Annotated in this window: 22 protein-coding genes and 1 pseudogene; 11 read left to right on the forward strand and 12 right to left on the reverse strand. The window is 41.2% G+C overall.

What is annotated here, in order from left to right:
• Positions 1 to 43: 43 nt before the first annotated feature.
• From ACY3XC_RS16065 to fdhD, 6 genes and pseudogenes are all read right to left on the reverse strand, one after another.
• Entirely contained in the window at positions 44 to 877 is an 834-nt protein-coding gene (locus tag ACY3XC_RS16065) for a formate dehydrogenase accessory protein FdhE (RefSeq protein ID WP_464869434.1), read from the reverse strand.
• A gap of 77 nt (positions 878 to 954) precedes the next feature.
• Positions 955 to 1,701 carry a formate dehydrogenase subunit gamma gene (locus ACY3XC_RS16070; protein ID WP_464869435.1) on the reverse strand — a complete coding sequence of 249 codons (747 nt, stop codon included), beginning with the start codon at positions 1,699 to 1,701 and terminating at the stop codon, positions 955 to 957.
• Positions 1,694 to 2,524, reverse strand: coding sequence for a 4Fe-4S dicluster domain-containing protein (locus tag ACY3XC_RS16075; RefSeq protein ID WP_464869436.1), 831 nt, complete (start codon positions 2,522 to 2,524; stop codon positions 1,694 to 1,696). The genes ACY3XC_RS16070 and ACY3XC_RS16075 overlap by 8 nt, the downstream gene beginning before the upstream one ends.
• A pseudogene (gene fdnG / locus ACY3XC_RS16080) lies at positions 2,524 to 4,926 on the reverse strand (formate dehydrogenase-N subunit alpha); the annotation flags it as partial. The pseudogene fdnG and the gene ACY3XC_RS16075, both read right to left, overlap by 1 nt.
• A 12-nt stretch (positions 4,927 to 4,938) precedes the next feature.
• Positions 4,939 to 5,511, reverse strand: a complete 573-nt coding sequence (locus ACY3XC_RS16085; protein ID WP_464869437.1) for a twin-arginine translocation signal domain-containing protein — start codon at positions 5,509 to 5,511, stop codon at positions 4,939 to 4,941.
• Positions 5,512 to 5,592: 81 nt separating this feature from the next.
• A complete protein-coding gene (fdhD, locus tag ACY3XC_RS16090; protein ID WP_464869438.1) occupies positions 5,593 to 6,354 on the reverse strand; it encodes a formate dehydrogenase accessory sulfurtransferase FdhD in 762 nt (253 codons plus the stop codon).
• A gap of 455 nt (positions 6,355 to 6,809) precedes the next feature.
• Here fdhD and pdxK point away from each other — a divergent pair, with 455 nt between their 5' ends.
• The 3 genes from pdxK to bshB2 all read left to right on the forward strand — a co-directional run bounded on the left by pdxK (position 6,810) and on the right by bshB2 (position 8,836).
• On the forward strand, positions 6,810 to 7,637 hold the full coding sequence (pdxK, locus tag ACY3XC_RS16095; protein ID WP_464869439.1) for a pyridoxine/pyridoxal/pyridoxamine kinase: 828 nt from the start codon (positions 6,810 to 6,812) through the stop codon (positions 7,635 to 7,637).
• A 157-nt stretch (positions 7,638 to 7,794) separates the two neighbouring features.
• A complete protein-coding gene (locus ACY3XC_RS16100) occupies positions 7,795 to 8,145 on the forward strand; it encodes a YojF family protein (RefSeq protein WP_464869440.1) in 351 nt (116 codons plus the stop codon).
• 19 nt (positions 8,146 to 8,164) lie between these two features.
• Positions 8,165 to 8,836, forward strand: coding sequence for a bacillithiol biosynthesis deacetylase BshB2 (gene bshB2, locus ACY3XC_RS16105; protein ID WP_464869441.1), 672 nt, complete (start codon positions 8,165 to 8,167; stop codon positions 8,834 to 8,836).
• 107 nt (positions 8,837 to 8,943) lie between these two features.
• Here the strand turns inward: bshB2 and ACY3XC_RS16110 are convergent, their stop codons facing one another.
• Complete coding sequence (locus tag ACY3XC_RS16110) at positions 8,944 to 9,687, reverse strand: Crp/Fnr family transcriptional regulator (RefSeq protein WP_464869442.1); 744 nt, start codon at positions 9,685 to 9,687, stop codon at positions 8,944 to 8,946.
• A gap of 243 nt (positions 9,688 to 9,930) precedes the next feature.
• Here ACY3XC_RS16110 and ACY3XC_RS16115 point away from each other — a divergent pair, with 243 nt between their 5' ends.
• From ACY3XC_RS16115 to ACY3XC_RS16145, 7 genes are all read left to right on the forward strand, one after another.
• On the forward strand, positions 9,931 to 10,374 hold the full coding sequence (locus tag ACY3XC_RS16115) for a cytochrome C (protein WP_464869443.1): 444 nt from the start codon (positions 9,931 to 9,933) through the stop codon (positions 10,372 to 10,374).
• 16 nt (positions 10,375 to 10,390) lie between these two features.
• Positions 10,391 to 12,259 carry a Sec-dependent nitrous-oxide reductase gene (gene nosZ / locus ACY3XC_RS16120; RefSeq protein WP_464869444.1) on the forward strand — a complete coding sequence of 623 codons (1,869 nt, stop codon included), beginning with the start codon at positions 10,391 to 10,393 and terminating at the stop codon, positions 12,257 to 12,259.
• A 194-nt stretch (positions 12,260 to 12,453) separates the two neighbouring features.
• Positions 12,454 to 13,020, forward strand: coding sequence for a hypothetical protein (locus ACY3XC_RS16125; protein ID WP_464869445.1), 567 nt, complete (start codon positions 12,454 to 12,456; stop codon positions 13,018 to 13,020).
• Entirely contained in the window at positions 13,017 to 14,357 is a 1,341-nt protein-coding gene (nosD, locus tag ACY3XC_RS16130) for a nitrous oxide reductase family maturation protein NosD (protein WP_464869446.1), read from the forward strand. Before ACY3XC_RS16125 ends, nosD begins: the two co-directional genes overlap by 4 nt.
• A complete protein-coding gene (locus tag ACY3XC_RS16135) occupies positions 14,321 to 15,118 on the forward strand; it encodes an ABC transporter permease (RefSeq protein ID WP_464869447.1) in 798 nt (265 codons plus the stop codon). The genes nosD and ACY3XC_RS16135 overlap by 37 nt, the downstream gene beginning before the upstream one ends.
• Positions 15,115 to 15,792, forward strand: a complete 678-nt coding sequence (locus tag ACY3XC_RS16140) for an ABC transporter ATP-binding protein (protein WP_464869448.1) — start codon at positions 15,115 to 15,117, stop codon at positions 15,790 to 15,792. Before ACY3XC_RS16135 ends, ACY3XC_RS16140 begins: the two co-directional genes overlap by 4 nt.
• Positions 15,789 to 16,691 (forward strand): FixH family protein, encoded by a 903-nt coding sequence (locus tag ACY3XC_RS16145; protein WP_464869449.1) that lies wholly within the window; start codon positions 15,789 to 15,791, stop codon positions 16,689 to 16,691. The genes ACY3XC_RS16140 and ACY3XC_RS16145 overlap by 4 nt, the downstream gene beginning before the upstream one ends.
• A gap of 70 nt (positions 16,692 to 16,761) precedes the next feature.
• Here ACY3XC_RS16145 and ACY3XC_RS16150 read toward each other — a convergent pair whose 3' ends face one another.
• The 3 genes from ACY3XC_RS16150 to ACY3XC_RS16160 all read right to left on the reverse strand — a co-directional run bounded on the left by ACY3XC_RS16150 (position 16,762) and on the right by ACY3XC_RS16160 (position 18,611).
• Positions 16,762 to 16,995, reverse strand: coding sequence for a hypothetical protein (locus ACY3XC_RS16150; protein ID WP_218781119.1), 234 nt, complete (start codon positions 16,993 to 16,995; stop codon positions 16,762 to 16,764).
• A 21-nt stretch (positions 16,996 to 17,016) separates the two neighbouring features.
• Positions 17,017 to 17,871: a Cof-type HAD-IIB family hydrolase gene (locus ACY3XC_RS16155; protein WP_464869450.1), complete on the reverse strand. Its 855-nt coding sequence runs from the start codon at positions 17,869 to 17,871 to the stop codon at positions 17,017 to 17,019.
• A 74-nt stretch (positions 17,872 to 17,945) separates the two neighbouring features.
• Positions 17,946 to 18,611: a DNA alkylation repair protein gene (locus ACY3XC_RS16160; protein WP_464869451.1), complete on the reverse strand. Its 666-nt coding sequence runs from the start codon at positions 18,609 to 18,611 to the stop codon at positions 17,946 to 17,948.
• Positions 18,612 to 18,755: 144 nt separating this feature from the next.
• Here ACY3XC_RS16160 and ACY3XC_RS16165 point away from each other — a divergent pair, with 144 nt between their 5' ends.
• On the forward strand, positions 18,756 to 18,908 hold the full coding sequence (locus ACY3XC_RS16165; RefSeq protein WP_179157979.1) for a hypothetical protein: 153 nt from the start codon (positions 18,756 to 18,758) through the stop codon (positions 18,906 to 18,908).
• A 46-nt stretch (positions 18,909 to 18,954) separates the two neighbouring features.
• Here ACY3XC_RS16165 and ACY3XC_RS16170 read toward each other — a convergent pair whose 3' ends face one another.
• Positions 18,955 to 19,158, reverse strand: a complete 204-nt coding sequence (locus tag ACY3XC_RS16170; RefSeq protein ID WP_464869452.1) for a hypothetical protein — start codon at positions 19,156 to 19,158, stop codon at positions 18,955 to 18,957.
• 118 nt (positions 19,159 to 19,276) lie between these two features.
• Complete coding sequence (locus ACY3XC_RS16175) at positions 19,277 to 20,389, reverse strand: PRK06851 family protein (RefSeq protein WP_464869453.1); 1,113 nt, start codon at positions 20,387 to 20,389, stop codon at positions 19,277 to 19,279.
• Positions 20,390 to 20,448 lie beyond the last annotated feature (59 nt).

Here is a 20,448-nt window from a genome sequence, read left to right on the forward strand (position 1 = left end):
CAATCCGTCAAGAAGGTAAAGACCAACCTTCTCGCCGGATCGTCTAATGCCTGTCGCCCTTGGTCAAGGCGCTTCCGCTTTTCGTTTCTCCAACCGCTTGATATCCTTGCTCCTGGGCTACAAAATCTAGATGAATCGTATTTAAGTCCAGCATGGCAGCTGAAGGCTTGCTGAGATATTGTCTTGTATCTATCACTTTAATATATCCTGTACACTTTTCGCAAACCTGAATTTGTGAGGCTGCATCCCCTTCAATGGAGATAAACTGGATGGTGTTATGGTCATCATTGCCGCAATGTGCACATTCAACACGCTTTGCATTCCAATGTGCCAGGCAGCGCGGACATGTCATTACCTTTTTTCCTTCATCTTCTAGAACGGCAAGCCGAGCTGGTTCACCGCAAACAGGGCAGCCTGCAAATGGAACAGCATGAGTGATTTCGTCCTGAAGTTTTTCTGCTGTCAGCTGCAAGTATGGCCTTAATGCTGTTTCTGCCAGGAATTGAGGAATCCACGCTTCAAGCCCATTTTCTTCCGCAAAACTAGCAAAATACATACTATTAAAAGAAAAGGCTTCATCGATCCAGCGAATCGCAGTTTCTTCGTTTAATAGAGCGCTAATCCCAGCAAGCTTTGTTTCAAGCTCAGGATTCATCTTGATTAAAAGTACGTTTATTTCCTCTATCCACTGTAAGAATAGTGAAATTTCGAAATTAATAGACGCTAATGCAGCCGCTGGCACTCCTGCTGACATCGCCGCTTTATCAAGATTTGGAATAATAGATTCAGGATTGATACTCTTCTTCCAATTCTCTTGAAGGGTTAAAATATCCTTCTGTAAATTCTGATATTCTTTTGAAACAACAGATTTTTTCATCGTGTGCACCTCTTCTTTTTTTAAATAAAGGCTGTCCTGCGAGAGACAGCCTTTTTTGGTATTAACTTTTAACTTGGTTATGCGCCTTTTTTCTTTTTCTTGTTATGACCAGTAGTTGGACCTGGACTATTTGGTTTATGCGGGTCGTCTAGTTTAGGGAAGTTGCCTTTTGCGACTTCTTCGTCATACCAGTCTGGATAGTGTTCTTGTGCCCACCATGCAGGTACTTCACCTGTGATAACTCCGGTATATCCTGGTTTAGAGTTTTTGTGTATAACAGATAGATAGACGTGTCCGACTACTACCGCAATAGCTAGACCGAAACCGATGTTGTGTAACAAATATCCCCATTGAACGAAAGCTCTTGGGAAGAATTCAGGGAACCACATTGGGATACCTGATCCAATGATTAAAATGGCAGTGAAGATTTGAATAATTGAGTTAATCTTTTCACCTGCGTTAAAGAACGTTTGTCTAATGTGTTTAAAATTAAATCCGAACAGCTCTTTTACGAATTCAGTAAAGAATTCAAGGTCACGTTTTTTCCACGTAACTAGTTCCTTCATCCATAGCTTAAAGCCTTTGAAGTCAAAAATCACCCAGATAAACGTTGGTGTTACAAATGCAACGGCAAAGATTCGGTGAAGGAGACGAGCCCCTTCCGGTCCGCCAAGAACTGGATACAGCCAGTCAAAAAACTCCGTATACATTGGCAAAGCCGTAATATAGAGGGCGAAGAAGGAAATCGCGTTAACAGCATGCGCCCAAACAAATGCCTTCGAAAAACGTCTTACTTTTATTGTCGACTTTTGAGGTTTACTCATGGCTGTCACCTCCGTCTACGTTTTTACCATTCTTTTTCTTGCTAATGATGGTATTGGTAATAAAAGCACCGACAACCGCCATCGTGGTTGCACCAATCATCATTTTACCAATTGGCTGTGCATAGTCTTTCCAAATCACAGCAGATGTTGGAACCTTAGGGTTTTCAGGCAAACCGTAAACGGATGGTTTTTCTGCAAGTACATAAACCGTATGCGTTCCGCCAACACCTTTCGGGTTATATACCATTGCATTTGGATAGCGGTCCTTGATTTCGTTTACGCGCTTTTCTGCTTTTGCAATCATCTCATCTTTGTTTCCAAACTCCATTGCTCCTGTGTGACAGGTTGTAACGCAGGCAGGCTGTAAGCCTTCTTCAAGACGATCTGTACACATGGTACATTTATGAGCTTTTCTGTATTTGTCACCATTTTTATCAACATATTCCTTAAGGGAAATGACTTCAAATGGACAGTTATTGACGCAGTATCCACAGCCTACACATTTCTCATGGTCAATGACAACAGTACCAAAATCAGTGTAGCTGATTGCATTTTCCGGGCAAACCTTTTCACAGGCAGCATCCGTACAGTGGAAGCATGCAGAGTGACGGAACAGATAGTCAAGTTTGCCTTTTGAATCTTCATGCTCGATATATTGCAATACATTCCATGTATCTGCCGTTGTTTTCGCATGTGACTGTGCGCTTCCAAGAAAGTCCTGTTGTTCAGCCGGAAGGTCATTCCAGTTTTTACAGGCAACCATACAGGCACGACAGCCGTCACACTTGGTCACATCTACAAATTTCACATATTCAGTAGCCATTAGTCAGCCCTCCTTACGTCACAGAGGAATGCCTTATATTCTGGAATGGTTGTATTGGCATCCCCGATATGAGGCGTCAGGCGATTTGCTGTATCCCCAGTTGCAATTCCTTTATATCCAAAATGCCATGGCATTCCGATTTGATGAACATTTTTGCCATTGATTTTATGAGGCTTAAAGCGTTTCGTCACCATTGCGAAGGCTTTTACCTCACCACGGGCTGAGCTGACAATGATTTTATCTTTGTTTTTAATGCCCTTTTCCTTAGCTAACTCTTCACTCATTTCGATGTACATATGTGGAACAAGCTCTGATAACCATTCTTGGTTACGCGTCATGGAACCGGACTGCCAGTGCTCACTTACACGATACGTTGTAGCCACGATTGGGAAGTCCGCTTTAAAGCCGCGCTTATTAAATTCCCCATCAAATAATTGAATCGCTGGGTTAATTTCCTGCTTTGAGAACGGATTTGGAATTGGACTTTCAAATGGTTCATAGTGTTCAGGGAATGGACCATCATTTAATGTTGGTGCATATAACCCGCCTACTCCATCAGCCATCATGATAAACGGTGATGTAAATCCAGGTTCTCCCGGCTTCTTAATGGCGACAAAATCTGGTACATCATGTCCAACCCACTTACCTTGAACAGCATCAAACCAAATGACCTCTTTGTCCTTGCTCCATGGCTTACCGTTTAGATCAGCTGCACAGCGGTTGTATAGAATACGACGGTTCATCGGCCAAGCATAAGACCAGTTTAGGTAGTTGCTCATACCCGTGTCTTTGTTATCACGGTTTTTAGAACGATTCTTTCCTTCTTCTGGGTAGAAGCCGCAATAGATCCAGTTACCGGAACAGGTTGAGCCATCATCTTTCAGATTCCCAAATCCGGCAATTAATTTTCCTGTATTCACATCATAGCCATTGATTTCTCTCGCTACTAGATCGATATCAGGATGATGTCCTGTGCCGTAGTTCCAATATAATGCATTGATTGGTGCCGCAGCAGGACCGGCTTCATTTTTATAAAGAGCTTTAATTCTTGTAGTGAGCTCATGAATGATTTCTAAGTCTGCTTTTGACTCTCCTAATGGCTTAATTGCCTGCCAGCGGTACTGCATCCAGCGGGAGCTGTTTGAAATACTTCCTTCTTTTTCATAAGAAGAACATGCTGGTAAAAGGAATACTTCTGTATTGACCTTAGATGGGTCACTGCCTGCTTCTTTCTGCCAGAACGATGCCGATTCTGTTTCCCAAAGGTCAACCGCTACTAACCATTTCAGGTTGCCAAGTGCTTCTTTTTCCTTGCCCGCATTTGGTCCGCCGACGACTGGGTTTGTTCCAAATAGGAACGCACCTTCCAGCTTACCCTCATACATGGCTTTAAAAAGGTTAATGTGTGAGTAGTTTTTATTGCCCTTTGGCAGGTATTGATAGCCAAATTCATTGTTTGCTGTAGCATTTGGTCCATACCATGCTTTCAATAAGCTGACGATGAACTTCGGCTTGTTGCTCCAATAACCTGTTTTTGGTGTTTCTTTTTCCATATGGCCTTTAAGGGTTGCATTCTCTGGAACCTTTGAGGTTGGTGAGTTTAGATAGCCTGTTAAGTTTCCATAAAGCAGACCAAAGTCTGTAGAACCTTGTACGTTAGATTCACCGCGCATTGCGTTTACACCGCCGCCAGGCAGACCAATATTACCTAAAAGAAGCTGAAGCATTGCATAGGCACGTACATTTTGTGTTCCAACTGTGTGCTGGGTTGTACCCATTGCATACATGATTGTTCCAGATTTTCCAACCTGACCAGTTGCACAGAACGTTTCACAAACCTTTACGTAATCTTCCTTAGCTGTACCCGTTACTGCTGTTACTGTATCGACATCATAACGTGAGTAATGCTTCTTCATTAATTGGAAAACACAGCGAGGATCCTGTAACGTCATATCTTTTACAGGTGTTCCATCTTCGTTCTTTTCCCATGCCCATTTTGTTTTATCATAAGCGCGTTTTGCTTCGTCATAGCCAGAGAACAAGCCATCTTCAAAACTATAAGTATCTTTTACTATAAAGCTAGCGTTTGTATAGTTAACAACATACTCTTTGTGAATTAAATCATGATCAAGCGCGTATTTAATCATTCCCCCAATAAACGGAATATCCGTTCCAGAACGAAGCGGTGCATACACATCAGCCATAGAAGATGTTCTTGTATAACGCGGGTCAACCGAGACAATTTTACCGCCTTTATCCTTTGCTTTTTGCAGCCATCTAAAGCTGATTGGATGGTTTTCAGCAGGGTTTGCGCCAATGATTAATGCACAATCAGTATACTGCAGATCATTCCAATGGTTAGTCATTGCTCCACGACCATATGAAGGTGCCAGACCGGCAACCGTAGAACTATGTCATATTCGTGCCTGGTGCTCTAAATAGGTGACACCAAGCCCTCTCATCATTTTAGCAAGCAGGTACGTCTCTTCATTATCAAGAGCTGCTCCGCCAAGGCTGGCAATCGCCTCGGTCTTATTCACTGTCATGCCGTCTTCACTTACAACAAATGTTTTATCACGTGTTTCTTTCGTACGCTTGGCAATGGTTTCATACATCCATTCCCAATCTTTTTCTTCCCACTTATTGCTGCCTGGTGCACGGTAAAGCGGTTTCTTTATACGTCTTTCAGAAGTGTATAATTGTCTAATTGTTGTACCTTTACTGCATAGCTTACCTTCGTTAATTGGGTTATCCGGATCCCCTTCCGTATAAACCACTGTGTTGTCCTTTGTATGGACTAAAATTCCACAGCCAACGCCGCAAAAGCAGCAAATGGTTGGTGTAACAGTTGATTTGGCAATTTTGAATTCTTTTGTGCTGGCATACGCTTTTTTCTCATTAAAGCCCAGCTCAACTACTGCTAACGTCGCTGCAGTGGCACCAGACAACTTCAAGAATTGCCTGCGATTTAAGTTGATTTCAACCATTTTTCTATCTCCTTCCCATTAAATGAATAGAACATCCCATTTTTATCTATTTTGTTACCTTGGCCTGTTTATTCCCCCCCTTCAATGCAACTCTGCAGCGGGTATTTCCAATAAATCATTTTCAACTCTGCCTGTTGAGGTGTAAATATTAGCCATTTTCCCTCGTAAATAGCCAATAACCTCAATGTTTAAGAATTTAGCCAATTGAACGGCCTGCTTGGTAGCTGCTGTTCGTGAACCAATAACAGGAAAGCCAAATTTCGCTGCTTTGGAGAGCATTTCATATGAAACCCTGCCGGTTGTTAATAATACTAACCGTTCAGGCTGTAACCCATTTCTGAGTGTGTGGCCAATGATCTTATCGACTGCATTGTGCCGGCCTATGTCTTCGCGGACGGTGATAGTGCCATTTTCTTCAACAATACAGGCACCATGCATGCCGCCGGTTTCCAAGTAAAACGGTGAATTTTGAGCAAATTCACTTCGCTTTTTTAATAAAAAACTTAATTTATAGCTGTGTTCAGAAGATACTTTTTGAAAATTCTTCACGTCTGTCATCGAAAAAAACGTGACTCCGCGGCCGCAGCCAGCCGTATAGTGCTTCTTTTTCGTAAATAACTCTTCTTCATTAAAGCCATTCAGAAGTGAGACGTTGATACTTCCCATCTCTTCATTAATCGTAATGGCTTCAATCTCACTCGCTTCCCGAATAAATCCTTCAGAAAACAAATAACCATAGGCCCAATCCTCTAAATCATGTTTCGTTAGTTGAAATACGGCTATCTCATACCCATTTAAAATTAAGGTAATCGGATATTCATCAGGACATCCTTTGCGGTACATTGGTTTCCCTCCTTTTAGGAAATACCATTCTAGAACTTTTCAATTGTAATCATGTTAACCAGCCTTCTCAGCGACATTTATCACAATTTACAGCACATCCAAATGAATTAGCTATGCCTTTTAAATTTATAATAAATATCGAAGCCTAGATTTCAGGACTTTGACGAGCCTTGGTCTTTTTTGTGTCAGATTATCGAATTTATTTCAAAACTTCCTGCTTTAATGCTATTTGTAAGCGATACCAAATTGTCTCTTGTATCTTTAGTACTATCGTACGATGAGTCTTTTTTCTCGGAAGTAAGAATTATCACATATAAACATCTAAAGAATATAAAAACGGTCATTTGTCATCTTTCTGACAAAATCAATCCATTTCAAAATTTCTGCTATATTTCTACATTTGATTTATAATAGGAATAGTGATTTTCACCAACTAGTTTTTAGGAGGAGTACATATGACAATTAAAAAAGTTATGACGATCGCGGGTTCGGACACAAGCGGGGGTGCAGGGATTCAGGCTGATATCAAAACATTCCAAGAACTAGGTGTGTACGGAATGACGGCACTGACTACCATCGTTACGATGGATCCTAAGGATTGGCACCATAGCGTGTTTCCAATCTCCGTTGAGACGCTAAAACCACAAATCGACACCGTCCTATCAGTAGGAATTAACGCCATGAAAACAGGTATGCTTGGTACAGTTGAAATCATTGAGTTAGTCGCAAAGGTGATCGATGAACATAAAATGGAAACCGTCGTCATTGACCCTGTTATGGTGTGTAAGGGCGAGGATGAAGTCTTAAATCCGGAAACCACTGACGCTATGCGTGAATTATTACTGCCACGCGCATTAGTTGTGACACCTAACCTTTTCGAGGCTGGCCAATTAGCTCAAACAGGCCCCGTTAAAACCTTAGAACAGATGAAGGAAGCCGCACGAAAAATTCACGATTTAGGTGCTAAATATGTGGTGATTAAAGGCGGCAGCAAGCTGTTAACAGAAGAAAAATCAATTGACCTTTTATATGATGGCAAAGACTTCACCATTTTTGAATCCGAAAAAATTGAGACGAACTTCACTCATGGGGCGGGCTGTACCTTCTCATCTGCCATTACCGCAGAACTGGCAAAGGGCCGTTCCGTTATCGAAGCAGTTGAAGTTGCAAAGGACTTCATTTCCGCTGCGATCAGCCAAGGCTTCCGCTTAAATGAATTCGTCGGACCTACTTGGCACGGTGCCTACCGCGGAGCAAAAACCGAATACTGCACAGATTGTTAATCATACCAAGGCCGTTCTCCATCCGAACGGCCTTTTTTATTATGAAAAACTAGGCTAACATTTCGCTTTTTCAATGTGATTTTAGTATGATAGATACATTATTAAATACACTAATTTATAGATTACATACCATGTACAGGGAAAGGAGCAAAGACATATGGAACCGATTAAGAATCATCTCCAGGTTCAAGAAGTGATTAACAGGTTCGCAAACCAGGATGTATATATTCACCTGGAAACTACGAATGGTGCCTACGCATCCCACCATGATCAGACCTTCTTTTCAGCAGGTGCCTATATTCGAAATGCGCTGGTCCAATACGAACATGGGAAAATCACCGGAACTGACCCCTATCGTGTCGGCTTAAAAATTAACCTTGGCTGGATATATGCGGAAGGTCTAACTCATTTTGAAGTCGATGAAGAAGACCGCTTGCTGTTAGCAGGCCATGATAACAAAGGGAAACTCGCGGTTGCCCTAGAAATCAGCCCTACACCGTTTGAGTAATGGAAAGGAGGAGCCTTTTATGGAAAAAGAACGTCATCTATTAGTCGTCTTTCCACATCCAGACGACGAAGCTTTTGGAGTATCTGGAACCATTGCCACCCATATACAAAATGGTACTCCTGTCACTTACGCCTGTTTAACCTTGGGTGAGATGGGCCGTAACATGGGGAATCCCCCTTTTACCAACCGAGAAAATCTCCCGAAAATTAGAAAAGAGGAGCTTAAGGCTGCCGCTGCTGCCTTAGGTATTCAAGATTTACGAATGCTGGGGTACCGTGATAAAACGGTTGAGTTTGAAGACGATGAGAAGCTGGCAAATGCGATGTTGTCATTAATTAATGACGTAAATCCATCACTTGTCATCACTTTTTATCCAGGCTATTCTGTTCACCCCGACCATGACGCTACCGGTGCGGCGGTGGTAAGGGCAATCGAAAAGATTCCTGCCGACGCAAGGCCGAAGCTGCACTGTGTTGCTTTTTCAAACAATTGCGTCGAGGAGCTCGGTGAGGCCGACATTATCCATAACATCACTGCCGTTGCAGATAAAAAACTGGCTGCCATTCAGGCCCATCGCTCCCAAACGGAGCAAATGTTTGGAGACGTAACAGAAAAATTGAAAAACCAAGACCCGCAAATGATGGTCTGGATCAATAATGAGCGATTCTGGACGTATAAATTTGATAATTAAATTTGCCTTTTTTATAAAGAGCCCTTGTTAAGGACAAATCTTTCACTGTCTCATCGAGTTTTGTCCTTAACCAGCAAAAAAGCCTTCGTCCATGACGAAGGTTTTTTTTAATAAGCTGGATTCATTAAAGTGCACAGTTTGCACATATCAAGGATGATGATTTTCCTTGATTTCATATCGATAATTCCTTCTTTTTTCAGCTTCGAGAATACTCGGCTGACACTTTCCCGTGTGGTCCCGACTACCGTAGCAAACTCTTGAATCGTCAAGGGAATTTCAATATTCCATCTCGAGGTTGAATTATTAAATTTATTCCCTAACCGCTCTAACGTCTTTACTGTCTTCGCATAAACATCTAACAAGGCGACGTCTCTTAAGGTGGAAGTCATTTCACGAAGAGAATCGCTCATGTATTCGATCATTTGAACAGCTAGCTCGGGATATTCATGAAGACCCTTCTCTAATTCCATTTTATCTAAAAAGAAAAGCTGACCATCTTGGAGCATAGTGGCCGTCGCTGGATAGAGCTGTGAGGTTTTCGAGAACAGGCAAGCCTCCGCAAACACATCACCCTTTTGCTTCATACAAACAATGATCTCATTACCGTGTTCATCCTGCTTTGTTAGCTTTACCGCTCCCGAATGAATAAAAAATACCCCTTTGGCCACTTCATCTTCACAAATAACCTGTACTCCTTTTTTAATGGTTATTGTTTGAATCCGATTGGCGATTAGATGAATGGATTTTGCCGATAAATCCTTAAAAATGACTATTTTTCGTAGAAAGTCCTCGATTTTCAACTCTCTTACTTTGCCAAATGGCTGTTCCTCTAAAGCATGTACGGGATTCATTCTGCTCCTCCTTCCCTTTTTAAAAATCGCTGTGATACCACATATGTTACCTCCATTGTAGTGAAAATCGTCTCATCTTGAAGTGATAATTTTCACAAAACGTTCAATTTCTTAAAACCCTTTCATTTCAACGCCCTTCACAAAACGTTCAAAGTTGACTAAAAAAATGTGAGTAAAGTCACATTTTAAATATTGATTTCTTATTAGGATGAAGTTGTTCATTAGACAGAAGGAGGGGGAAGTATGAATAAGGCAATTATCAGCTTTGTCGTTAGCATCGTAATTGGTTTTGGTCTTGGGTACTTGGTATTTGGCGTCATTATAGGAGATGGCGATTCACAGCCTCAAGTCGCTCAAACAGAACAAACAGACGAAGCAGCTGAATCAGAAGGACAAAAAGAAGAAGCAAAAGAGGAAACATCAACGGTGGATGCCAATAACATCCTTAGCAGCAAAGGCTGTCTCGGCTGTCACGCAGTTGATAAACTTGGCCTAGATGGCGGGGCAACGGGCCCAGATCTTTCCAAAGCCTATACAGAGGTTGAAGGAAAGCATGGCAAGTCACTTGATGAATTCTTAAAAGAACCAACTTCCGCGGTTATGTCGAGCGTTATTGGCGGCAGCCCGTTAACAGATGAAGAACGCGCGCAAGTGTTAGATATGTTGAAACAAGCTTCAGAAAAATAATAAGGTGGTGTAATAGATGAAGAAATGGATTCCAATCGCCTCTGGTTTACTAGCAGGCTTTGTCGCAGCAACGATAACATTCGCCGACTTTTCAAAAAGCACGGACAATCAAGTTGCTTCTAGTAATAATAAAAGCAATGCAGAAAAAGTTTATGTGCCATTCGGTGAAAAAGATGATTACTACCTATTCGCATCAGGCGGCCACTCTGGTCAAATGTTTATCTATGGTGTGCCATCCATGCGTCATATTCGAACGGTTCCAGTATTCTCACAAGACTCTGCAACAGGATATGGGTTTGATGAGCATACGAAGAAATTAATGGGTGACTACACATGGGGAGACCTGCATCACCCGGCATTCTCAGAAACAAATGGTGACTATGACGGTAAATACATGTTTGCCACAGACGTTGGAAACAGCCGTGCAGCAGCAATGGATTTAGAAACCTTTACGGTAAAAGACATTATTAATGTTCCAAATACTAGCGGTCCGCACTGTGCGGCGTTCGTTACGCAGAATACAGAGTATATGTTCCTGCCAACACGTTTCGCTGTGCCAATCGGCTCTGAATACAAGCCTCTGGACGAGTACAGCCAGCAGTACCGCGGTGTAATGTCAGCCGTAACGTTTGATCAAAACAAAGATAAGCTCAATATTGCCTACCAGGTTGCTCTGCCGCCATGGTCCTATGATTTATCTGACGCTGGTAAGAAAAGCTCCGCAGACTGGGCAGTCATGACAACGTATAACACAGAAGAAGCAACAACCAATCTTGAAATTAACGCTTCACAGGCTGACCGTGACTTCATTGTTCTTTTTAACTGGAAAGAGCTTGAGAAAATGGTTGCCGACGGACAGTATGATGAAGTGACTGGTCAAAAAATGATATTCCCTGAAAAGCATAAAGGCGGAATTTACCTTGTTCCTGTTGCGAAATCACCACATGGTGTCGACGTAACGCCTGATGGAAAGCACTTTATTGCTTCTGGAAAACTTGCACCATCCATGACAGTATTCTCTTTTGAAAAAGCATTTGAAGCGATTGAAAAACAAGATTTCGCTGGCGAGCGCAATGGTATTCCAATTATCAACTATGATTCTATTATGGAAAGAGAAGTTAACCCTGAAAATGCACTTGGACCGCTTCACACTCAATTTGATGACAAAGGAATGGCTTACACAACGATGTTCATTTCTTCTGAAATCGTGAAATGGGATCCAAAAACAGGCGAAACATTAGACCGTGTACCTGTACAATATTCACCAGGACACTCAGTAGCAGCTGAAGGTGATACCGTTTCACCTGATGGAAAATGGCTGATTGCTCTTAACAAAATTGCCAAAGACAGCTATTTATCAGTAGGACCTTCACATCCAGAGTCCATGCAGTTAATCGATATCAGCGGCAAGATGAAGGTAATCCAATCTTCACCAGTTAACCCTGAGCCTCACTACGCGCAAATCATTAAGGCAGATAAGATTAAAACGATAGAAGTTTATCCGAAGGATGAAAACAATAAGCAAGCGACTTATAAGCAAGATCAGGCTAGGATCGAACGGAATGGAAACGAAGTTCATGTCTACGGTATCGCGATGCGTTCGAAGTTCATCTTTGACGCAAAAGCAAAACGTCCTGATGTGATTGAAGTTAATCAAGGGGATAAAGTGTTTATCCACTTAACGAATACGGATTTTGATGAGGATATTACCCACGGATTTGCCATCAACAAATATGACTTAAACATTGAGGTTCAGCCAGGTCAAACGAATACAATTGAATTTACTGCAGACAAAGCAGGTACGTTCCCGCTTTACTGTACTAACTTCTGTTCAGCACTACACCAAGAAATGACCGGCTACTTCCTTGTAAAACCAAAGAATTAGCAGAAAAGCGGAAACGCCTTGCTCAGGGGCGACAGGCATAAGACGAGCCGGCGGGAAGGTAGCTCTTTAACCTTTCTGACGGATTGGCTTATGACCCCGATCCCCTAGGCGTTGGAGCTAGACTCAATATGTTGGCGGTGGGTATCAATTGATTCAATTGATACCCTTCTCCGTATAGAAGGGACTTGTTTTACATGAAGGCAAAGAAATTATCACTCGTATCGTCTATACTGATTGCACTTGCTGCTGTCTTGGTTGGACTCTCTTTATTTTTCCCATGGTGGCAAATGATTTTCTTTGCACCGCAATATCCAGAAGGGTTAAATATAATTGTTTATCCAAATAAGCTTGAAGGCGAAATCGATATTGTTAACGGATTAAATCACTATATAGGTATGGAAAATTTCAGTGAAGAGAATTTCCCTGAATTAGCGTATCTATCATACTTAGTCATTGGTTTAGCTGCACTTACCCTCTTGACGGCCATCCTGCGCAAGAAAGCAGTGCTTTATGGATTAATTGGTTTGTTTATCATAGGCGGTGCGCTTGGAGTTTGGGACCTTACCCGTGCACTTCGTAAATTTGGTACCAACTTAAGCCCGACCGCTCCGATAAAAATTGACCCTTTTGTTCCGCCCCTTATAGGGCATAATACAGTGGCAAACTTTGTCACTGAAAGTATTCTTGGATACGGTGCGTATTTCCTTATCGCAGCCTTTATCCTATTACTCATTCCGTTGTGGAAGGATCGAACAAGATGAAAAAATTACTGCTCTTTCTATTCGTTTTCTCTATTACATTTTGTATCAACCCTGAGGAAAATAATGCTGCCGAAAACTTGCAAGCCATGATCGACAGCTTGGAAGAAGGAGCAGTTCTGAAGCTTGAAGATAAAACGTATGAAGGCAATCTTGTTATCAACAAAGAGTTGACCCTTATTGGAAAGGCAAATACCGTTATCAAGGGAGACGGAACTGGGAATGTTATCTCCATAAAAGCTCCCAACGTGACCCTGAGAAAGCTGACTGTTACCAATAGCGGCATGGACCGCAACTCTGCTGAGGAGTATGCGGGCATTAAGATTCATACAAACGGAAATGTCGTGGAACACGTCAAAATTGCTGATTCCTTTCATGGGATCTACTTAAGCCAAGCACACGAAAATAATATCAACCATGTTGAGATAAAAGGAATGGGCAAAGGGGAAATTGCAGCACAGGGTAACGGAATCCATGTCTATTACGCAAATCATAACCTCTTCACCCATAACACCATTGAAGGCACTCGTGATGGAATGTTCTTTGACTACGCAAACAACAACGAAAGCTATGAAAATAAGATAAGCGACACAAGGTACGGTCTGCATTACATGTATTCCGATGAAAATATTTTTAAAAGTAATACCTTTACAATGAATACGGGCGGCGCTGCGGTCATGAATTCCAATCGTTTGCTCCTAGAGGATAACCATTTTATCGTAAACTATGGAAACCAATCGTTCGGATTATTACTTCTTCAAGCGAATGATAATCAAATAAAAAACAATACCTTTTATATGAACCAAAGAGGTATCTACATCGATCAAGCGACAAGAAATACGATTTCAGGAAATAAAATCTCTCAAAACCAAATTGGAATTGAGCTTTGGGCTAGTTCTAACGAACAAGTTTTTACAGGAAATCTAATTACTGAAAACACTATTCCCGCCGTGACAATAGGCGGAACAGGAGAAACCAATTTCTGGAGTCATGAAGGCAAAGGAAATGACTGGGGAAACTCCTTCCCGCTCACTGATTTAAACCAGAACGGCATTGGGGACTTTCCTATAACCTACCGATCATCGTTATATCAATTAATTGAAGACCAAGAATTATCTTATTTATTTTTAAAAAGTCCAGCACTCGCTATCTATGAAAAAATGAATGCAGTATTGGTGGATGAAAAAGTGATGTTTCATGACCCTCATCCGCTCGCAGCTGCAAAAGGAAATCACAACCTCATACTTTTTGCTCTGTTAGGGTTAGCCGCAGTGTTGATTTTAATAAAAGGGAGACATTTACTATGCATTACATTTGGAAGGAATGGAAGGAAAATATAAGAGGAAAAGGATTATGGCTCGCCTTAAGCATCATTGTTCTCATATCAGTCAGTATCTTGTTTCGTTCCACTGCTCTTTCATTTGATAAAGGCTACTATGTTCTCTTAATTAATTTGTTTGATACGATTATTTTCTTTATCCCGATACTCTGCTTGTTTATTGGCGCTTTTTCTATTTTTCAAGAAAAGGAACAAAAGACGTTAATCATGCTTCTGACAAAAAAGGATTCTTATGCTAGTTTTTTACTGCGGAAAAGTTTAGGACTTTATGCCGTCGTCCTTATACCAATCCTGGTCTGGTTTTTTCTCTATTTATTATTGCTCAAGTTTAATTTCCAACTGGATATGAAGGCGTATTTCATCTTTATTTTAGCCATTGTGACCTTGTCACTGGTGTTCCTGCAGATGGGAGCGGCAATCGGCAGCTTCAGCAGTTCAAGAATGCAGATAATCGGCTATACGATTTTTGTTTGGTTTTACTTTTTCTTCTTGCACGACTTTATTTTGCTCTCATTTTTACCTGATGTTACCCATGAAAATGTAAAATTATTTTCGTCACTCTATTTTTTAAATCCGCTGCAGTCTGTTCGAATGTTCTTAGAAACCGGGATGGGCGTTTATTCGTTTGGTCATATGTCACGGCTGCTGCAGGCCTTCATGTGGACAAAACCAGCATTCTTCTTGCTTTTTAATCTTGTATTCTGGCTGATCACTTCCATCATCACAGCCATTGTTTTTCACCGTAAGGAGGGATTTGAATGATAACGGTATCCAACTTAAACCAATCCTTCGGGAAAAAATTAATTCTAGAGTCTATCAATATTGAAATTAATAAACATGAAATTTGTGCCCTTGTTGGGCGTAATGGTGCTGGAAAGTCCACTTTTATCAACAGCCTGCTTGGGCTCCTTCCAGTCAAACAAGGCACGATTAGCATTAACGGGGTTCAAGTGACCAAAAAAAATCATGACTGGAAAAAGTCGATTGCTTACCTGCCAGAAAAGTTTCAGCTTTATCCCATGTTGACAGGGCTTGAGAATATTACCTTCTTTGCTGAGGCCGCCTGTAAGAAAGTTGAACAAGACCGTATCGAGAGCGTCCTTAAGTCGGTAAGTTTGTGGGAGGACCGAAGTGTTCAGGTAAAGAAGTATTCAAAAGGGATGCTGCAGCGCCTTGGGCTGGCCATCACCCTCTATCAGGATTCAAGTATTCTGATTCTCGATGAGCCTACAAGCGGGATTGACCCGATGGGACGAAAGGAAATTTTAGAGGTGTTAAAATCGCTTCATGATAAAACCATCCTTCTCTCCTCGCACCATCTCGATGAGATTAGACAGGTTTGTACACATGTCGCTTATTTAAATAATGGAAAAATAGAGAAGTATACTGTAGAGGAATTTTTACAAACACATAATCTTGGAGGAATTGAATCATGAAAAAAGTGATGAGGCTGACCGCACTGCTGCTCCTTGCCGTATTGGCAGGCTGTAGTGCCGACCCTGAGTATAGTATTGAAGTGGTAAAACCAATCTATCAGCTAGCAGATAAAGAATTGCCTTTTGAAATAAAGGTTACAGAAAAAGATAAGGCAGCATCCGGACTTAACGTATCGGCTGAGTTTTCAATGACAAATATGGACCACGGCACAACGGAAGTGGAACTAACAGAAGAAGAAGATGGGATTTACTCTGGTAAGGTCGAACTCCCCATGACCGGTAAATATGAAATTTTCTTTGTGTTAGAAAAGGACGGGAAAAAGACAGAAAAGGTCATCAATTATGAGGTCAAAGAGTCAGAAGGCGTTGCTTCCATTAACGGAGAATGGATTACCTATGAGGATATAGAGTTTTACAAGTTTATCAACTATCTTCAGCTAGCCATCAACCGTGAAACTGATCAAAAGCGCTATACTGGCGACCAGCTAAAAGAAGCATTATCTTACTGGGAGTCGCAGGAAAAACTGGTGGAAGACCAAAGTCAATTATTAACACAAATCATCCGCCTCCGCTCCATGGCGATGCTCGCTGAAGAAAAGGGACACACCGCTACCGACGCGGAGGTCGAAACAGAAATCACTAAAGTCCGCGACCAATACAGCCAGTATGAATCCGTTAAGGCGATGATCAACGAATACGGAGAAGATAAATTTTGGGAAATCGAAAAGCAGCAATATCAACTCATCGTCCTCTCCCAAAAAGTACAAAAAGACATCATCGAAAAAGTAAAAAAAGAAAACCCTAAAATGGGCCAGCAAGAAATCAACTTCCAAGCCCAAAAACAATACGAAGAACTGCTAGTATCGCAGGTTAACTCAATGAAAATAGTCATCCTTTAGCGGTGACAGGCACCATTTATGCAAAATCCGCTGCTTATGCATCGTATTTTGCATAAATGGTGCCTGTTTTTTAGTCTTCTGGTGTGTTGATGATTTTTAGGGTTTTGAAGCCGAGGTTGATTTTGTAGTTAAGGTTCCAGTTTGCGCCTTGGATTTCGATTTCGTTTTCTTGGAGGGTAAATCTGAGCATGACGTCATTGTCTTCATCGATGATGGCGTAAGAGTTTTTGTTTGTAAAGATTTGATAAGTAGGATGAGCAATCAATGTCCATCCATATTGTAATTTATTGCTTTTTGTCGTCATATTCACACCAGCCTTTCCTTCCTATAAAACTTCCAGTATTGCCTTGGCTACTCCATGCTCATCATTTGTTGCGGTAATCACATCACAAAGCGATTTAATTTCATAGGCTGCATTCCCCATCGCAACCGCTCTTCCGACTCTTTCCAGCATTGAGACGTCGTTAAAACTATCACCTACTGCCATGGTCTCAGCTAATTCAATTCCCCTTGCTTTCACAAATGCTTCAAGTGCTATTCCCTTTTGTGCGTTCTTATTGGTAATTTCAAGATTTTCATGTCCAGAGCTCGAAACAACGAGGTCTTCTAACTCATGAAGGTCAGCCGCTACAGCTTCCAGCCTTTCAGAGTCAAAGGAAAAGGCTAAAAATTTATAAATTTGAACCTCATCATCTGTAAAAAGCAGGTCATAGCTTTCAATGCCGTGAACCAAGCCATCTCGAACTCTAGCTCCTGCTGCATAAAGGACTTTTTCCTGATCAGCGTCCGGGTTGGCGCTGACCACAATATCAAATAGAATGGAAACTGCCTTTTCAAGATCTACACTGTATGTACCTTTGTTCGTGTAAGCTTCAAAATAGATATCACTCTTTGTCAGCTTGTCTGCAGCTTTCCTCGCTACTTGTTTAGTAAGTGGTACAGATGACAGAACTTCACCTTCTCTGCTGCGAACCTCTGCACCATTGACACCAATAACAGGGCATTGTAATCCAGCTTCCTCTAAGACATAACTCGCTTCCTGATACGACCTTCCGGTTGCCACAACCACATCAATTCCCTGTGCCTGTGCTTTTAAAATGGCCTCTTTGTTTTCCTGGCTAATTTGTTGCACGGAATTTAATAATGTACCATCCATATCTGTTGCAATACACTTAATCATGTTGTCCACCTGTTCCCTTTTTAAAAGTTACTGCCATTCTAACATGATTCCACTAGACATTTTCACCATTCTGCTCAGGAAAGATACTTGCTTCCTTCTCTGATACTTAACGGTGCCAGCTGATTTCCCTCAATAAACGCCTTAACGGACTCAGGGTTTGTTTTGGAGTATTCTCTTAAAGCCCAGCCAATCGCTTTTTGAATGAAAAATTCTTTGCTGTCAGCATTCTTAACGATGTAGTCGTAGAGAAGGTCTTCATATGTTTGCTGTTTATATTTTAATTGAAAAAGAATCGCACTTCTCCGAAGCCAGAAGTTATCGTCAACAGACCAATGATTAATAGTCTCATCGATAAGTTCAGGATATTTTCGTGCTAATTCTCCTACTAAAGGAGCAATTGAATCAACACTATCCCACCAAGATTTTGTCGTGATTAATCTCTCTAAAAACGGAATGGCGTCCTTTGGAAGTTTCTTTATGAACTTCCCCATATAGGTAATGGCTGTATAGTGATATTCTCTTTCATCCTTTTCCCAAAGACCTTCTACGAAATCTTTGTTAAATTCCTCTTTCAGTATTCCTGTCTCTTTAAAAAATTGCTTTTCCAGCTTTTTTCGGAGCGGTGACTTAATTCCTAAGAATGGGAAATGATTCATCATATATTTTTTCATAGGTCCAGCATTATCCTCATTACGATGCTCTTCAAATAAAGCAGTTAGTTGTTCGATTACATTTTTCAAAGTTCCCACTCCTAAAATTGCTATAGTGCTATTTTAGCTCTTTTACTATTTCTATAAACCCACACAATACCCTCTATTAAAATGCATAATGACTGCCCTAAATGCCAAACTAAACTGTACCAAAGGATGAAAGGAGAGGATTTTATGACGAAAAAGGTTAATAAAGGCAGTAAAAACCAAAATTCGCCTCAGGCAGGCCATGCAGAGGCTGAATTCGCTAGTGAATTTGTCAGCGGAGATAACAGCAAGGGCAATAAGCGAAATAAAAGCCAGCAAAGCAAAACCAATCCCCAATAGAAAAAGAAGTCGGCTTTCCACATTGGGAGGCCGACTTTGCTTTCATCTATTGAGGGGTGGAAATGGCTGCAGGTGAAGTACGTATGTCTTTATTTCCTTCATTATTGAACTGATTTTGTAAATCTATGTTGGCTCTTTCTGCTTCTGATTGTGCCTCAACGGGGGCATGGACCTTTCCATCTTCCAATTGTCTATTTATTTCAATATTCGCTTCTACAGTATCCTTTGCTGAATTTGGGTCATTTTTCACGGTAAACATCTCCCTAATCGTTTGTTAAAGAACATACCGTTATCTTTCCCAGCCAGCACATAAGTATCACTTAAAAAAACTGTCCCTTTTCGAGACAGTTGATATATTTTTCCTTTTCCTATTGCATGTTGTAAATATTGTTTGATTCTAATTCTCTAATTTCCTCTGCAATCCTGTTCTGAATCTCTTCGACAACAGAAAAATCCATTGCGGGGACATAAATGGCTTCTAGCTTATCGTGAAGTTCTTTTGCTCTCGCTAAATAAGAGATCGCTTCCTTCATTTTACTTTTATAGCTTGCCGCAATTGGTTTAATTTGATCTTCATAGATTTCATCTGTTCCCGGTGTAATCAGAAGTTCATACATATCGATAATTTCATCGCCGGCCCGGCTTGGGAAATACTCGTGCGGTGCCGTACTGTCAAAGATGGCAATGCCCAGCTCTCTAAAAATAACCATATCGAGACTATTCGGGTCAAATCCGCAGTGAAAAACCTCTATATCAATCCCTCTAGCCTCTGCAGCAGCTGCTAACTTCTTTAACATTGTCGACTTTCCAGAACCAGGGCGTCCTTTAATAAAATAACGCTTTTCAATATCCTCTGTTAAATTCGGAACAAAATCGACGGCACCTATTGGTGTCGCTGCCCCAAGGAATCGATGGCGGATATCGGATTGCTTATTTATTTTCAACTTACCAAAAAACGATTGAATTAATTTATTGGTCAGCTGGTCTGCTTTTTCAAAATCCATGTTTTCAATATAAATTTTCTCCCAATCATCATGAACATCTAATGCCTGCTTAAAGGTTGAGTAAGCTAAATGAAAGGAAGCACTAATTTGTTTTGTTAAGCGCTCAATGTTCTTTTTCTCAGCAGCAAGCGCTTTTGCGTCCCATGCCTCACCCAAATTGATATACTGTTCTACAGCACCTGGTGCCTTGGGTTCGATGACATGTGGAGCCGTCCCATCAACAATTCCTACCTTTAAGGCGCGGATGATGACACCATCAATGGAATGATTATCTGATGAGCAATGTAAGTATTCGATATCATATCCTTTATCGACCCATTCATTGCCTATTTTTTTCATCAGTGAGGACTTTCCTGTCCCAGGACCGCCTTTAAGAATATAGATCCGTTCGAGTCCTTGAAGATTTGAATCATACAGGCTATGGAATCCTTTAGCGGTATTCCCGCCTGCAAAATAATTTTTTATCTTACCTGCCACACTGAACACTCTCCTTTACGTGACATAGCGTAGTTTAAATTGTCTAGCTGCAGCGCCCC

It is taken from the genome of Bacillus sp. CZDM1 (assembly GCF_055502545.1).